Source organism: Serratia sp. 1D1416, assembly GCF_003641105.1.
Lineage (GTDB): Bacteria > Pseudomonadota > Gammaproteobacteria > Enterobacterales > Enterobacteriaceae > Serratia > Serratia ficaria.
The window spans coordinates 1,824,367-1,839,695 of record NZ_CP032738.1 but is presented as its reverse complement, the minus strand read 5'-3'; the positions used below and the strand labels follow the sequence as shown (position 1 = coordinate 1,839,695).

General features: G+C 63.1%; 7 protein-coding genes. 2 read left to right on the top strand and 5 right to left on the bottom strand.

What is annotated here, in order from left to right:
- Positions 1–30 precede the first annotated feature (30 nt).
- The 3 genes from D7I37_RS08705 to D7I37_RS08695 all read right to left on the bottom strand — a co-directional run bounded on the left by D7I37_RS08705 (position 31) and on the right by D7I37_RS08695 (position 6,381).
- Positions 31–1,263, bottom strand: a complete 1,233-nt coding sequence (locus tag D7I37_RS08705; RefSeq protein ID WP_061799702.1) for a YncE family protein — start codon at positions 1,261–1,263, stop codon at positions 31–33.
- A gap of 47 nt (positions 1,264–1,310) precedes the next feature.
- On the bottom strand, positions 1,311–4,199 hold the full coding sequence (locus D7I37_RS08700; protein WP_129543549.1) for a condensation domain-containing protein: 2,889 nt from the start codon (positions 4,197–4,199) through the stop codon (positions 1,311–1,313).
- 88 nt (positions 4,200–4,287) lie between these two features.
- Positions 4,288–6,381 (bottom strand): TonB-dependent receptor, encoded by a 2,094-nt coding sequence (locus D7I37_RS08695; protein WP_061799705.1) that lies wholly within the window; start codon positions 6,379–6,381, stop codon positions 4,288–4,290.
- 535 nt (positions 6,382–6,916) lie between these two features.
- Between D7I37_RS08695 and D7I37_RS08690 the strand changes: the two genes are divergently transcribed.
- Both D7I37_RS08690 and D7I37_RS08685 read left to right on the top strand, forming a co-directional pair.
- Positions 6,917–8,527, top strand: coding sequence for a condensation domain-containing protein (locus tag D7I37_RS08690; RefSeq protein WP_095095140.1), 1,611 nt, complete (start codon positions 6,917–6,919; stop codon positions 8,525–8,527).
- Positions 8,528–8,599: 72 nt separating this feature from the next.
- Entirely contained in the window at positions 8,600–11,695 is a 3,096-nt protein-coding gene (locus D7I37_RS08685) for an amino acid adenylation domain-containing protein (protein WP_129543548.1), read from the top strand.
- A gap of 40 nt (positions 11,696–11,735) precedes the next feature.
- Here D7I37_RS08685 and D7I37_RS08680 read toward each other — a convergent pair whose 3' ends face one another.
- Both D7I37_RS08680 and gltP read right to left on the bottom strand, forming a co-directional pair.
- The gene (locus D7I37_RS08680) at positions 11,736–13,076 is read right to left on the bottom strand and encodes a condensation domain-containing protein (RefSeq protein ID WP_129543547.1); all 1,341 of its coding nucleotides are present in this window, start codon (positions 13,074–13,076) and stop codon (positions 11,736–11,738) included.
- Between the two features lie 245 nt (positions 13,077–13,321).
- On the bottom strand, positions 13,322–14,638 hold the full coding sequence (gltP, locus tag D7I37_RS08675; protein WP_061799710.1) for a glutamate/aspartate:proton symporter GltP: 1,317 nt from the start codon (positions 14,636–14,638) through the stop codon (positions 13,322–13,324).
- Between the last annotated feature and the right edge of the window lie 691 nt (positions 14,639–15,329).

The window sequence follows — 15,329 nt, the reverse complement described above, 5'->3', positions numbered from 1 at the left end:
CGGCGCCCCTTTTTACATTGCCAATCCCGGTTATTTATCCTGCAGTTGAATGCGCACCACGCTCTCCGGCTTGCCGGCCTTGGTGCCGGCGCCGTCGTTCTTCACCGTCACGAACAGCGCATTGCCGTGCGGGTCCAGCGCCAGGCTGTTCGGGTGCGGCGGCAGATCCACCGTTTGCAGACGCTTGAGCGTTTTGGCGTCGAATACCGTCAACGTCCCCGCACCATGCTCGACGCGTACCCCTTTGCGGTTGGCGACGTACAGCCGCTGGCTGCGATCGTCGAGCAACAGGCCGATCGGCACTTCATCCGTCAGCTCGCTGGCCAGCACCTTGCCGCTGTCCGCATCCAACGCGAACACCCGGTGCCCGCTGCTGCGCTTCACGTAGTCGCGGCCCAAATGGTGATTGCGGTAGCCGTCGCGGTCGATACCCTGATCCACCCCCAGCAGGCGGTTGCTCGCCGGGTCATACACCAGGTTCAGCAGTTGGTCCGCCTGTACCTCATGGGTGGCGGCGATCTCCAGCGTATCGGCATTCAGCGTAATCAGCTGCCCCTGCATGTTGGAAACGAACACCCGACGCCCTTTTTCATCCAGCGTGATGCCGACCGCGTTGTAGCCGAAGCCGGGGATCACCTTCTCCAGCTTGCCGGCGCGGGTATCCACCACGTACAGCACGCTGTCGACGCCGAAGCCCAGCCCCGGCAAGAACAGCCGGCCGGTGTGCGAGTCATACTTTATCTCGCGGATGCGGTATTGATAGTCTTCGGTGATTTTGAATTTCTTCAGCTCTGCCAGCAGAAAATCCAGCCGTTTGCCGCTGATGCCCGCCTGCTTGTAAGCCTGCTCGAGCACCACCTTGTCCAACAGTTTGATGCTGCCCAGCGCATGATTGGTGGCGGTATCCACCACCCCGACTTCACCGTTGAAACCCTGGGTCAGGTACAGCCGGTTGCCGGCATCGTCCAGCGCCACGCCGAAGCCTTTGACCTTCAGCGGGATCTCCGCCTTCACCGCCAGCGTATTGGGATCCAGCCGCAGCACGCGCGAGCGCGCCTCTTCCTTCCAGTCGGGCGCGCTGACGAACAGCGCCCGCTGCGTTGGGCTGTAGGCCATTTCCACCACCGCCGACGACAGCGCCTGGCGTTTGATATCCTGCGGCCCGATGCCGGCGTCGTCCGCCTGCGCCACGCCGGCGACCACCAGCGAAGCCGCCACCAGCAGCGACAGTAACGCGCGGGGAGTTGCTATTGTTCCAGACATCCATCTATCTCCTTGAAAATCATGCTTTCGGTTAGAGTGAAACAACGTCATGCCTGCGGCGCGGACGGCAGGGCCGCCACAGCGATATCGCCAGCCGTAGGCTGGGCAAAATGGGTAAAGACGTGCTGAACGGTGTCGGCGATCAGATTGGCCTGCTCGGCGCTGTAGTGATCCTGACGGTAGGTCATCATCACCCGCAGGGATTTCACCCCGGCCAAATCTTCCTCCATCACCTCGAACTGCAGGCCGAGCAACGACTCGGCTTTTTCCGGTTCCACCTGGCGGTAGGCGACCGTGCCGCCGTCCTGCAGCCGGAATTCGCCGTTCAGCTTGATGCGGCTGTGGATCTGGATAAACACCTCGAACATGTGGTTCTTGCGGTCGGCATCCACGCCGAACAGCCCTTCCTCCACCAGATCGATGGGGATATCGCTGTAAGGCAACGAGCCGTTGATGGTGTTTTTGACCTGCTCGATCAGCCCCGCCACCGTCAGCTCATCGCCGAAGCGCAGCCGATGCACCACCACGGTGGTGAAGTAGCCGACGGTGTCGAAGAACTCGGCGTCGTTGCGGCCGGAGGTGGAGGTGCCCACCAGCAGATCCGCCGGGCCGCCCAGCAGGCGCAGCGCCGAGGTGATGCCGGCGTAGACCACGTTGAACAGCGAGGCGCTGTTGCGGCGCGACAGCCGGTACAGGCCCGCCGCCACCGCGGGCTCGACCTCGAACTCCAGCCAGCCGCCGTTGACGTCCGCCGGCGCCGGCACCGCCGGATGGGTGGAAGGCTCTTGTCGGAAGATGGGCAACCCGACCGGCGCGCCGCGCAGGTTATCCAGCCAGTAATCCAGATGCCGCCTCTGCACGCCGGACGCCCGCTGCTGCCGGGCGAAGGTATGAAACTGCGGCGGCCGGCCGGCCCACTGCGGCGCCTGCCCCGCCACCCGATGGCGATAGGCGATCCCCAGCTCGTCCATCATCAGATTGAGCGACCACTCATCCAGCACCACGTGATGGAACAGCAGCGAGAGCAGCTGCTGGCCGTTTTCCGCATCGCGCAACAGGGTGACGCGCAGCGGCAGCTCGGCGCTCAGGTCGAAACGGTGCTGGCCCGCATGAGCCAGCAAGGCGCCGGCATCGCCGGCCGGGGTTTCATGGGAGAAGCGGAACCAGCCGTAGTCCGGCAATTCGGCCGCCGGCACCACCTGCTGGCGCACCTCGCCCTGACGCTCGACAAACCGTGAACGCAATGCGCTATGGCGCGTCATGACGTCGATAAACGCCTGACGCAGCGCCGTTTCATCCACCGGGTCAAAGAAACGGAGGGAGAACGGCAGGTTAAAGATCTCATCGTGGCCGAAGGCTTCATACACCTTCCACAGCGACTCCTGCGCCAGCGACAGCGGCGCCTGAACCGCTTCGTCGGCCCCGGCCCCGGCCGCCGCCGTTGTCGGCAGCGCCGTCGCCTGACGTTTGGCGTAACCCGACAGCCCGCGCGCCGTCGGGTGGCTGAACAGATCGTTAATATTGAGTTCCAACTGATGCAGGCTCAGCAATCTGCCGATGACCCGGGTGGCGACCAGCGAATGGCCGCCGCGGTCGAAGAAGTCCTCATCAGCGGTCATTTCGGGCGCCGCCAACGCCTCGCGGAACTCGCTCAGGATCAATTGGGCAATGTCGTCATCGCCGGCATAATCCGTCGCAGGGGCCTGGCCGGCCGCCGGATCGGCGTCTGCGATCGATGCCGTGATGACCCGCTGCCCCGCCAGGAAGGCGACAAACTGCTCCAGCAGGAAGGGCGCGGCGTGCGGAGATAGGCGCGGATCCGCCACCAGCTCCAACGCCAGCGACGACGCATCCGGCAGGCTCAGCAACAGCGCCAGTTCAAACGGGGTATGCAGCGGCGGCAACAGCAGCGGTTCGGCGCCGACGCCGTCGAGCCGCAGCCCGGCGGACATATCCTCGCGCCAGCACACCAGCAGCTGCGCCAACTGCGGATCCTGCGCTTGCGGCGTCGGCCGGGCCCGTTCGGATGAAACGTCGCCCTGGCGTAGGGTCAGGCGTTTCAGCGGCGGCGTTGCTATGCCGATCTCCACCCCGGCGGTTTCGCCCGTCTCCGACTGCGGTACGCACAGCTGCACCGCCTGCCCGCCGGCCTGGGCGGCGATAAAGCGGCCGAAGCGCGCCGCCACCGCCGTCAACAGCGCCAGCGGCGTCTCGGTCGCAGGAAGCTGCGAACGCGCAATGCGGGTGACGATGCGCGATCCCGCCGGCGGCAGGCCGTGGTCCTGACGATAATCCCGCAGTTGCAGCGGCTGTCGCGCCCAGGGCAGCTTAAGATCGGCGTGTTCCGGCGGCGCGCCGGCCGCCGCCGGCATCGCAACCTGCGGTACGGCCTGCGAGTTATACAGCGCCGACAACGCGGCCGGCAGCTGCCGCCAGGGCAGCGTTTCGGCCAGGATATCGTGCATCACCGCGCCCAGCACCGCCGGACCGCGCTCGACCATCAACAGCAAGAAACGCAGCGGCGCTTCCCGATCCAGCGCCAACGGCGTCGCCTGGGTTTCCAGCACCCGGCGGATCGCCTGCGGCTCATCCGCCAGCGTCTCGATGGTGACCGGCGGCAGCGCCGAGTCGCCCGGGCGTTTATGCAGCCCGCGCTCATCGTCAAAACAATAGCGGACGTCGAGGCCGGGGGTCAGACGGATCAGCGCCTGCAGCGCACCGGCCAGGCGGCCGATATCCGCTTCGCCGTTCAACCGCCAGGCCAACGCCCGCTGCCCGTCGGCGCCGCCGCTCTGCACGTGGCCGAACCACGCCTGCTCTTCGCTTTCGCTGACCGGCAGGCTGTCGCCCGCCCCCCCCTCGCCCAGCGCCAGAAACGCCCTGTCCAGACGCCGGGCCTCTTCATCGCTCAGAATACCGTCAAAATCACCGCTCACTGCTGTATCTCCTTTTGCCCGGCGCGCCGGGGTTGCAGGGAAATCACGCCATAAAAAGGGGGCCGGGCCCCCCAACGTGGCAATAGCCTTAGAAGTTCAGCTCAACCGCCGCGCCGATCAAACGCGAAGGCTGGACAGTCGCCGTGTAGATATCGTTGCCTCTGACCATCTCGCGGCGATCGGCATCGAACAGGTTCTTGGCGAACAGGGTGGCGCGGCCGTAGGCGAAGGTGTACGCCAGCTGGGCGTTCGCCGACCAATAGGAGCCGATGCGCCCGCGCGAATCGTTGTCGTACTGCGAGTAGTAGGAATCGGAGAACGCCACGTTGCCGCTCAGCTCCAGCCCACTGAACAGCTGGTATTTGGCGCCCACGTTGGCGGTATAGGCCGGCGCGCGCGCCAGTTCGTGCCCCTCCACGCCACTGCCCGAGAACTTCTTGATGTCGGTTTTCAGCAGGCCGAGGTTGCCGAACAGTTCGAAGTCCCAGCGCGGCTGCCAGGTGGCGCCAATTTCCGCGCCGTAGGTCTCCACCTTGTCGGCGTTGCGGATCACGCTGGAGTTTTCACCCAGCGAGTAAGGCAGCTGCATGTCCTTGTAGTCGTTGTAGAAAACGTTGCTGGTCAGCACAACGTTGGCGTCCTTCAGGTGATGACGGCTGTACAGCTCATAGTTCCAGACATATTCGGAACCATAGGTGTAGCTGACCACCGGCGTGCCGATGGTGATACCGCCGCCGCCGGCGTTATAGCCGCGCGCCACCTTGGCGCCGTAGGTCTGGGCGTCCGTCGGTTTCCAGGCCACGTCCAGCTTCGGCAGGAACACGGTGTAGGTTTCGTCGAAGTCGATGCGCACCGCATTGCTGCCGCCGTTGCGCTGGCGGTGTTCCCGCTCCAGACGGCTGGCGGCGGTGATGTCCACCTGCGGCGTGAGGGCGTAGGTCAGCTCGGCAAAGGCCGAATGGGTGTCGGTTTTGTCCTTGAAGGCGGCGCCGCCGAAAATGTTGACGAACTCGTCCTGTTTGGCGTGGAAGTAGCGCAGCCCGGCCAGGCCATGCAGGCGGCTGTCCGCCGCGCCAAAGCGCACCAGCGGCTCCACGTGCACCTCTTTACCGTCGATTTCGGCGTACTGAATGTTGTAGGCGGTAGGGCGGTTGATATTGAAATCGGTATAAATCAGGCGGTTTTCCAGCGTTACCGCCTCGGATGCCTCCCAGGCCAGATCCCAGATGCTGCTGTTCATGTTGCTTTTGAACACCGCGCGGCGCGAGTCGTAACGCGGGTTGGTCGGGTGCGGCTGCGGGTTGAGGCTTTCGTTTTGCGGTGAGGTGCTGCCGAAGTGGTTGAAGGTCAGCTTGGTGGTCAGGTCTCGCAGGCCGGCCGGGTTGAACAGCAGCTTGGCGCGGGCGGTGGTGGCTTCAACCTCACGCGGATCGCCGACCGGCGCATAGGCGGGCAGATCGGCCTCGCTGCGGCGGCGCTGGCGATCGACGCTGACGCGAAACGCCAGCTGATCTTCCACCAGCGGGCCGGAGGCCATGGCGGACAGCTGCGAAGAGTGCTGGTTGCCCGCGCCGCCCTTGAAGGCGCTTTCCCACTCGAAGGTCGGATCCTTACTGGCCATCACGATCGCGCCGGCAATGGCGTTGCGCCCCTGAATATAGCTTTGCGGCCCCAGGAATACTTCGACGCGATCCAGATCCCACAGCGACTGCGGGCCGAACGCCTGTTCGTTGTAGGTCAGCGAACGGCCGTCCAGCGACAGGTTGAGGCGCGGGCGGGTGCCGCTGAGGAACGCATTGGCGCCGGTATTCGGGCCGGAGCCGTCGATGCCGCGCACGGTGGGCAGATCGTTGCCGATGCCCAGATCCACCACGTTGGGGGTCATGCGCAACAGGTCGGGAACCTGCAGCGCGCCGGGCATGGAAGCGATGCGGTTGCTGTCGAATACCTGCACGCTGGAGCCGGTATCGAAAATGGAGCGTTTAATCTTCTCGCCGGTCACCAGCAGCGTTTCCGCATCCTGGGCCGTTTCGTTGCTGCGGGTTTCCGCTGCGCTGAGGTTGCCGATCGACAGTGTGCAAAGGCCGAAAAATAATGAGGAGAACGCCCCCATGGTTTTCAAGCCCGTCTTTTCCCTGTCGCCTACGATTTCATGCCGTTGAGCCGCTGAATGCTTGCTCATAGAGGTCTTCTCCTTCATCCCAGAGGTGCATAAAATTTGATTTTTTACATAGGTAAACGCCGACACTCACACAGACAATGGCACTCGCGGCCTTCCTGGCCTTTGTGTCGCTTATCCCTGCAGCAGAACAACTCCCTTCCCGGCCGAACGGGTTCACCCCAGCCACGGCCAGTCCCCGGCGCGCTGCCGGCAGATTTTTGTATGGAAACGTAAAATAATGTTAAGAATGATAATATTTTGCATTTTCTAATGCAAATCATTATCAATAAAGAGCTGTGCGATGGCGTACAAGCCGCGACAAAAAACCGATGAACCGGCAAGAAAGGCTGGCGATAAAACAACAATGAATTATTGCAATGATAAGAATAATATAAATAAATAGTTTCACCATGCCGTTAACCGGCCGCATTTTTTTTCCAGGCGCCTTACTGATAGCACTTCCCTGCCGATCCGATCAAATAATAATAATTTTCATTCTTATTAACATTTGGATATATTCTTGCTGTCTCGTTCGCTGAAGCAAAATGGATACCTGATGCAAGCCTTGACCACCATGCAGGCCGCCTACTGGGTCGGCCGACAATCCGCCGCGCCGCTGGGGGGCATGTCCGCCCACCTGTATGCGGAGTTCGATGCCGGCGACCTGGACGCCGAACGTCTTAGCCGGGCCGTCGCGGCCCTGTATCTGCATCATCCGATGCTGCGTCTGCGCCTCACCGGGGACGGAATGCAAACCATCGCCGCCCCCGGCCCCCTCCACCGCCTGCATCTGGACGATTGGCGCCATGCCGATGCCGCGGAGCTCGAACGCGCCCTGGCCGCCAAACGCCTGGCGAAAAGCACCCAGCGATTGCCGCTCGAACAGGGGGTGCCCTGCGACATCAGCCTGACCCTGCTGCCGGGCAACCGCGGCCGCCTGCATGTGGATCTGGATATGATCGCCGGCGACGCCATGAGCTTTCGCCGGCTACTGGAAGATCTGGCGGCGTTTTATCACCGATGCCCGGCCGCCCCGGCCCCGGACCGGCCGGTGGCCTATTTCGATTATCTGGCGCAGCGCGCCGCCGAGCCAGGGCTGCCCGAACGACGCGCCCGCGCCCAACGCTGGTGGCGCGAGCGCCTGGCGCAGTTGCCGCCCGCACCGCACCTGCTGCGCACGCCGGACGCCTGCCGCAGCGACCGCCTGGCCCTGCAGCTGAACGCCGGAGAAAGCCAGGCGCTGGCCGCCGCCGCCCAACGGCAGCACGTCACCCTGTCGACGCTGTTTTTGGCGCTGTTCGCCCTGACCGTCGGCTACGGCTGGCGTATGACGCGATTCCGGCTCAACGTGCCGCTGTTCCACCGCGATCCTGACTTAAAGGGCGCCGACGACATCGTCGGCGACTTCTCGAATCTGGTGCTGCTGGGCGTCGAGCTTGATCATGCGGAAAGCCTGCACGCCTTCTGCCACCGCCTGATGGCGCAGTTGGCGGAGTTGATTGAGCATGCGGATTACTCCGGCGTCAGCGTGATGCGCGACCTGTCGCGGCTGCACGGCAACCTGCAGCCTTCACCGGTGGTGTTCACCGCCGGCTTCGGCATCCGGGGCAAGACGCTGTTTTCCGAGCAGGTCACCCGCACCTTCGGCCCGCTCGGCTGGGTCATCTCGCAGGGGCCGCAGGTGGCGCTGGACGCCCAGGTCGCCCACAACGACGACGGTATTCTGATCAACTGGGACGTGCGGCTGGACGCTTTCCCGGAACCGGTGCTGCCGCGCCTGCTGGCCTGCTATCAGGCCTTGCTGCGTCAGGCCGCCCGGCAAAGCGACACCTTTGGCCAGCCGCTGTCGCAGCTGCTGGCGCGCTGCGTGCCCGACGCGCTGGCGCAACAGGCGCCGGTTCGCCAGCTGTTGCACCGGCTGCTGGCGCGGGCGGCTCCCGGCGCCGCGCTGAGCGACGACGACGATATTCGCCGGCTGCAGCTGCCGGATGCCGGCTTGAACGCCGTGCTGGGCGTGCTCAACAAATACCTGGCGACGGCGTTAACGCCGCAGGATGTGGCGAACCATTGCACGCCGGCCACCCTCGCCGCGCTGATCTGCGAACGCGCCCCCGGCGCGGCGGAAGGCGCGCGGACGCTGCTGAAGGCGCTGGCGCCCCAGGCTTGACGTCGATTCCCGGGCGCGGCTTCGTCGCGCATCCGGCCCTGTTTTATCGGTTAGCGACTATAGGGAAGCACCATGGAGACACCATTAACACCGCTGCAGCAGGCGTACCTTCTGGGCCGCGGCGATCGATGGCCGCTCGGCGGCGTGGCGATGCACGATTTCCGCGAATACCGCGGCTACCGATTGGATCTGCCGCGGCTCGAGGCGCGGCTGAAGGCGCTGGTGCAACACTACGCCGCACTGCGCACCTGCATCGATCCCCTGCGCCACACCCAGCATGTACGGCCGCAGGCGGTCGTCAATCTGGATCGGCACGATCTGCGCGCGCTGGGCCACGAGGCGGCGCAACGGCAGGCGGACCAGCTGCGGGAAGGCTATTCCCACCAGCGCCACGATCCGACGCAGCCGCTATGGCGCATCGCCGTTGTCCTGCTGCCAGAGCGGCAGGATCCGACAGGATCGCCGTACGACAGCCTGATCTTCACCAGCTTCGATGCGTTGATCCTCGATGGCCAGGGGATCGCCACCGTGATCGCCCGCCTGTTCGATCAACGGCCCCTGGCTCCGATAGCCCCCGCCAACCCGGCGCCGGCGGCGAGCGCGGAGCAACGCCAGGCCGACGCCGCCTATTGGCAACGCAAGCTGCAAGGCGTCACCACGCCGTCGACGCTGCCCTGGCTAAACCCGCTCGCCGGCCTGAAAGCCTCGCGCTATCGCCGGGCAAGCCTGACGCTGCCGCGCGAAACGCTGAAACAGCTTGGCCGCCTGGGTTCCGCCCATGCGCTGCTGCGCAACAGCACGCTCTCGGCGCTGATCCTCGATACGCTGGCGCACTGGACCACCGACGGTGAACTGTGCGTTGGCGTGCCGGTGGCCTTCCCCGCCACCGCAGGGGAATTAGGCAACGCATCCAGCTTCGTCGCCGTGCGCTACTCCCGCCACGGAGAAAACTTTGTTCATCGCGCCCAAACGCTGCAGGACGACGTGCTCGGCGCGCTCGACCATCTGACATTTTCCGGCGTGGATCTGGCGCGGCAGCTGTTGAACCGCAGCCAGGGCGGCCCGGCGCTGCCGGTGATCCTCACCAACTGCCTGAGCTGGGAAACGCTGCCGGCCGACGCGCCGGTGCGTTACCATGACGGGCTGACCCAGACGCCGCAGGTGGCGATCGATATTCGTCTGACGATGGACAGCGAGAAAAACCTGCAGCTGTGCGTCGACTACGCCGAGCAGGCGCTGGACGGCGAGCAGGTGCAGGCGATGCTGAAGGCATTGCAGCGCCGCGTGACGCAAGCCTGCCAGGATGGCGAGCTGGAGATCGCGCCGGCGCGTTTTATCGACCTCGGGCATTACCGGCACAATGGCGAAGAGACGGACCACGTTCCCTATCCTTATCTGCAGCGGCTGGCCGAGCGGCTGTTTGGCGAGCAGGCGGCGCATACCGCGCTGATCTGCGACCAACAGCGGCTGACTTACGGCGAGCTGGGCCAGCGAGTCGCCACCCTGATGGCCAATCTGCAGCGGCGCGGCCTGCAAGCGGGCAGCGTGGTGGCGCTGTATTTGCCACGCAGCCCGGAACAGGTGACCTTCAGCCTCGCCTGTGCGCTGTCGGGCATTATCTGGGTGCCGATCGACATCAATTCACCGCCGGAACGCACCGCCTACCTGCTGGATAACTGCCGGCCGGACCTGGTGGTGCATCAGGGCGAGCTGGACACGCCGCATGGGATCACGCCGGCGGCGTTGCTGACGCCCGCCGATAGCGCGCCGGCGCTGCCGGACAACCAGACGCTGGCGGCGCGCAGCGCCGACACCGCCGCGAGCTATTATCTGTATACCTCCGGCACCACCGGCAAACCGAAATGCGTGGTGCTCAACAACCGGGCCACCGCCAACGTGCTCGGCCAAACGCTGCAGCGTTGGGCGGTGAGCGCCGACGACGTGTTTATCTCGGTGACGCCGCCGCACCACGATATGTCGATGTTCGATCTGTTCGGCTCGCTCAGCGCCGGCGCGACGCTGGTGCTGCCGGCGGCGCATCAGGAGAAGGACGCCATCAGCTGGAACCAACTGGTGGAGCGGCATCGGGTCAGCCTGTGGTGCTCGGTGCCCGCCATTCTGGAAATGCTGCTCACCTGCAAAACGGCGACCAGCCTGCAGTCGCTGCGTCTGGTGGCGCAGGGCGGCGATTACATCAAGCCGGCGACGGTGCAGCTGTTGCGCACTCTGCGCCCGGACATCGCGCTGTTCTCGCTGGGCGGCCCGACCGAAACCACGGTCTGGAGCATCTGGCACCCGATCGCGCCGCAGGAGACCGGCAGCGTGCCTTACGGCCAGCCGCTGCCGGCCAACCAATACTTCATCTGCCACGATGACGGCGCCCACTGCCCAACCGGCGTGGTGGGCCGCATTCACACCGCTGGGGTCAATCTGGCGCTGGGTTATCTGGAGCAGGGGGCGCTGAAGCAGCATGACTTCGTCACCCTCGCAGCCCCCGACGGGCGGCCGCTGCGCGCCTTCCGCACCGGCGACCGCGGATATTATCGCCCTGACGGCAACATCATGTTCGCCACCCGGGTGAACGGCTATGTGAAGATCCGCGGCGTGCGCGTCTCCCTGCCGGAAATCGAGCAGGTGCTGCGCGGCCATGAGGCGATACGGGATATGGTGGTGGTGGACTATCCGAGCGGCGAAAATGCCGAGGCGACCCTGGGGGCGATGTATCTGACGCGCGACGGCAGACCGTTGGCCCTGTCGGATCTCCGCGCCTTCGCGACCGGCTACCTGCCCTGCACCCACATTCCGACGCGCTTTATTCACGCCGCAACGCTGCCGCTTTCCGGCAACGGCAAAACGGATCGCCAGCGCATCCGCGCCGCGTTGGTGAGCCAGCAGGCCGCTCCGGCGCTGAATGCCTGCGCTGCGCCGCCGCCGGGCGCGCCAACCGCACGCAGCGGCGAGATCCTGAGAATTTACTGGCAGGCCATCGGCGTGGCGCCGCGGCCGGAATGGGGCGAGGAGACCGCCTTTATGACGATGGGATTGAAACTGCCGCACATCAAAGAAGTGGCGGCCCGCCTGAACGACGCCTTTGGCACCCGGCTGGCGACCACGGCGCTGCTGCCCTGTAAAAATGCGCGGGACGTGGCGGCGCTGCTGGCCGGCTAACCCGCAATGGCACGGGCAGGGTGCCCCCTGCCCGCTGGCTTCAGGCCGATACCGCCATCAACGCACCCAGCGGCAGCGCCAGCCCGCCCGGCTGCAGCGCGCGCTGCAGGAAGCCCTGCAGAGCGTCGCCATAGCCCGCCGCCCCAGGCGGAAACTGCTGTATGAAGACATCGATATCCACGTGCAGATCGCTGGCGTCGGTACGGCCGCGATAGGTCAGATTAAAGCCGTCGCCGGAGCCGCCGGCCAATACCCGGCGCGTGCTGGCGCAGCCGACAAAGCTGGGCGGATCGAACGGCTGGACATTGATAAACGGCGAGATGAAGAAGCGCGAGTTGGCGTCAACGCCCCGGTCGGCGGCTAACTGACGCAGGCGGTAGCCGGCATGGCCGCGCAGCTCACGCAGCGTCGCCGCCATCTTCGGCAAAAAGCGCTCCAGGCTTTCTCCCGGCGCCAGCGTGACCAGCAGCGGCAGCGTATTGACCGCCAGCGCGGGTACGTTGGTTGCGGTCCGCCCGCGGCGGTTCATCGCCGGCATCCACATCGGCAGCGTATCCCCCGCGGCTCTCTGATGCGGCATCGTCTGGTGCAGCCAGGCGGCGGACAACGCCAGCAGCAGATCGGGCCAGCCGATGCCGCTGCGTTCAGACAGCTGCAGCAGCCGCCGCGAAACCGCCTCAGGCAACAGTTGGCTGGTGCTCAGGCAGCGTATGCCGTACTCCTGGCCGCCCTTGCGCACCGTGGGCAAAGGCGGGGCCGGCGGCAGGTAACCTTGCCAGAAAAGGCGGTCCCGGCCGCCGCGCTCGGAGGCGGCGTAGCCTAACTCCTGCCGATGGAAGGCCAGAAAGCCGCCCAGCGGCTGACCGCCGGCGCCCTGACCGAGAAAATGGGCATACAGGGCGGCGCAGCGATGTTCTATCAGCGCCATGCCGTATCCATCGACCACGATGTGGTGGGCGCGCAGGTACCAGATGTAATGCGTCGGCCCCAGTTTGATCAGCCATACCGCCGCTATCGGCCGGCGATGCAGATCCATCCGCTGGTCGACGTCCGCCCGCATCAACCGCAGCGCGGCCTGATGGGGATTGGCCTGGTCCTGCACATCCATACGCCGCAGCGCCGGCATGCGCTGGGGGTCGTGCCGCAGCTGCGGCGATTGGCCTTCCCCGCCGGGATCGAACCGCAGGGCAAACGCCTGGGTTTCGGCGATGGTGAGGGCGATGGCCCGGCCCAGCGCCGTTTCATCCACCACGCCGCGCAGCTCGGTGCTGTGGGCCACGGTGGAAAACGGCTGGTCGGGATGCAAGGTAAATTCTTCCCAGAAGTCGAGCTGCGCTGGCGCCAACGGCAGCCATTCAGAGGCCAAAGCGGTTTCCAACATGTTACCTACCTTTGATAAGCCTGAATAAAAGCGCTGAGCGCCGGCGGATCCGCCCGCGGCTCAAATGCTTTTTAATGTGTCCATACATAAAGAAATGAAAATGATAATAACATTTATTATCATTTCTATTAATTCAGTAACACTTTAGATTCAGTTCAGCGAGGATGCAAGTCAGCGGAGGGTGGCGAATGGCAAAACGCCCCCAGCCGCGAGGCCAGGGGCGTTTATGGAGGTTGCGGAACAGCTTACGACTGATTGGCCGGTTTGACCTTCGCCGAGAGGAATTCCTTCTCGTACGCCAGCGACTTCTTGCGATCGAACTGGTGTTCCCACTTGGCGATGACCAGCACCGCCAGAGCGTTGCCCACCACGTTCAATGCGGTGCGCGCCATATCCAGGATACGGTCGACGCCGGCGATAAACGCCAGGCCTTCCAGCGGAATACCGACGCTGCCCAGCGTGGCCAGCAGTACGACGAAGGACACGCCGGGCACGCCCGCAATCCCCTTCGAGGTGACCATCAGGGTTAATACCAGGATGATTTGCTGGCCCAGCGACAGCTCTATCCCGTACAGCTGCGCAATAAAAATGGCGGCGATGCTCTGGTACAGGGTCGAACCGTCGAGGTTGAAGGAATAGCCGGTCGGCACCACAAAGCTGGTGATCGACTTGGGCGCGCCGTAGGCTTCCATCTTTTCGATGATGCGCGGCAGCACCGTCTCTGAGCTGGCGGTGGAATAGGCCAGGATCAGTTCATCCTTGAGGATGCGGATCAGCGTCCAGACGCGCAGGTTGCAGGCGCGGGCGACGCCGCCCAACACCACCAGGGCGAAGAAAGCGATGGCGAAATACACCAGCAGCACCAGCTTGGCCAGCGGCAGCAGCGAGGCGAAGCCAAAGTTCGCCACCGTTACCGAGATCAGGCCAAACACCCCGATCGGCGCATAGCGCATGATCATGTGGGTGACTTTGAACATGCTTTCGGAAACGGCTTTGAACACCTTCAGCAGCGGCTCTTTGGTTTCCTTCGGCAGCGAGGACAACCCAAGGCCGAACAGCACCGAGAAGAAGATGATCGGCAGCATGTCGCCCTGCGCCATCGACGAGAAAATGTTCGACGGGATCAGCGACAGGATAGTCGTCACCAGGCTGTGCGAACCGCTCTGCACCTGCTCGGTGGTTTTTTCGTACTGCGAGATATCCACCGCGGTCAGCGTCGACATGTCGATGCCGTGGCCGGGTTGAAAAACATTAGCCAACGTCAACCCCACCACTATGGCGATGGTGGTGATCACTTCGAAATAAATAATGGTTTTCAATCCGAGGCGGCCTAACTTCTTCGCATCCCCGACCCCGGCAATACCGACCACCAGAGTGGCAATAACAATCGGCACCACAATCATTTTAATCAGGCGAATAAAGATATCGCCCGCCGGGCTTAGAATATTGCTGACCAGCCACTCGCGTGACTCGGTCTGATTATGCAATACCGCACCGACAATAATACCCAGCACCAGCGCGATCAGGATTTGCCAAGCCAGGCTAATTTTTACACTTTTCATACCCAAAAAGTCCTCAAAGACTCTTTCCGCCGCATTTAACCGCCACGCAACGAAGAGAATACTTAATCATTTGATACAGGCTTATGTTAATCAGTGGACGCGTTCACCTGCCCTTGGTGCGACGCGGTATAAATCAGTACCATCTGCGCAGGCTGGTCTGCAAGCCTTGATTTTTCAGGCTTGTGCGTTGAATCACATCACAAAATTTTTACGTTTTAATATCAAACAACATAATTTACTGTTATTAAAAGAATAATTTTACGTGAAATGAATCACATAATTGCCTGGTCGGTGATTTTTTGAACGCAATTAAAATGCGTTGTTCGTCGCCCATTTTGCATATTTAGTCTTCTGTGGATGTTTGTATTTTGTTACTAAAAAGTTCTTAAAATGAGAATAGGCCGAGTGACGCCGACGCATAATAATGAAGCTATATTTTAATCGTGCGTAAAAAATGAACGCCACGACTGGCCGGGCGCCAACTGCAACCTTAGGCTTATTGCCTTCGCAGAGCGTTAATCCCGGCGCAATTCGCGCGCTGCCAAGCGGCCTACGCCGGGGGTATTAATATCAACATCGAATATTAATAATCGAAAAGAGCAAAAAATATTTTATTGCCGGTAAATAATCACGTGATTATTTAAAACCCATAAAATGATCGTGCGTGCGGTTATTCTTTTTCGTTATTTAG

What these genes read in the sequence shown, in the direction of transcription:
- D7I37_RS08685 (WP_129543548.1), top strand. Translation starts at nt 8,600, where the DNA reads ATGGAGACACCATTAACACCGCTGCAGCAGGCGTACCTTCTGGGCCGC.
- D7I37_RS08705 (WP_061799702.1), bottom strand. Translation starts at nt 1,263, where the DNA reads ATGTCTGGAACAATAGCAACTCCCCGCGCGTTACTGTCGCTGCTGGTG.
- gltP (WP_061799710.1), bottom strand. Translation starts at nt 14,638, where the DNA reads ATGAAAAGTGTAAAAATTAGCCTGGCTTGGCAAATCCTGATCGCGCTG.
- D7I37_RS08680 (WP_129543547.1), bottom strand. Translation starts at nt 13,076, where the DNA reads ATGTTGGAAACCGCTTTGGCCTCTGAATGGCTGCCGTTGGCGCCAGCG.
- D7I37_RS08695 (WP_061799705.1), bottom strand. Translation starts at nt 6,381, where the DNA reads ATGAGCAAGCATTCAGCGGCTCAACGGCATGAAATCGTAGGCGACAGG.
- D7I37_RS08690 (WP_095095140.1), top strand. Translation starts at nt 6,917, where the DNA reads ATGCAAGCCTTGACCACCATGCAGGCCGCCTACTGGGTCGGCCGACAA.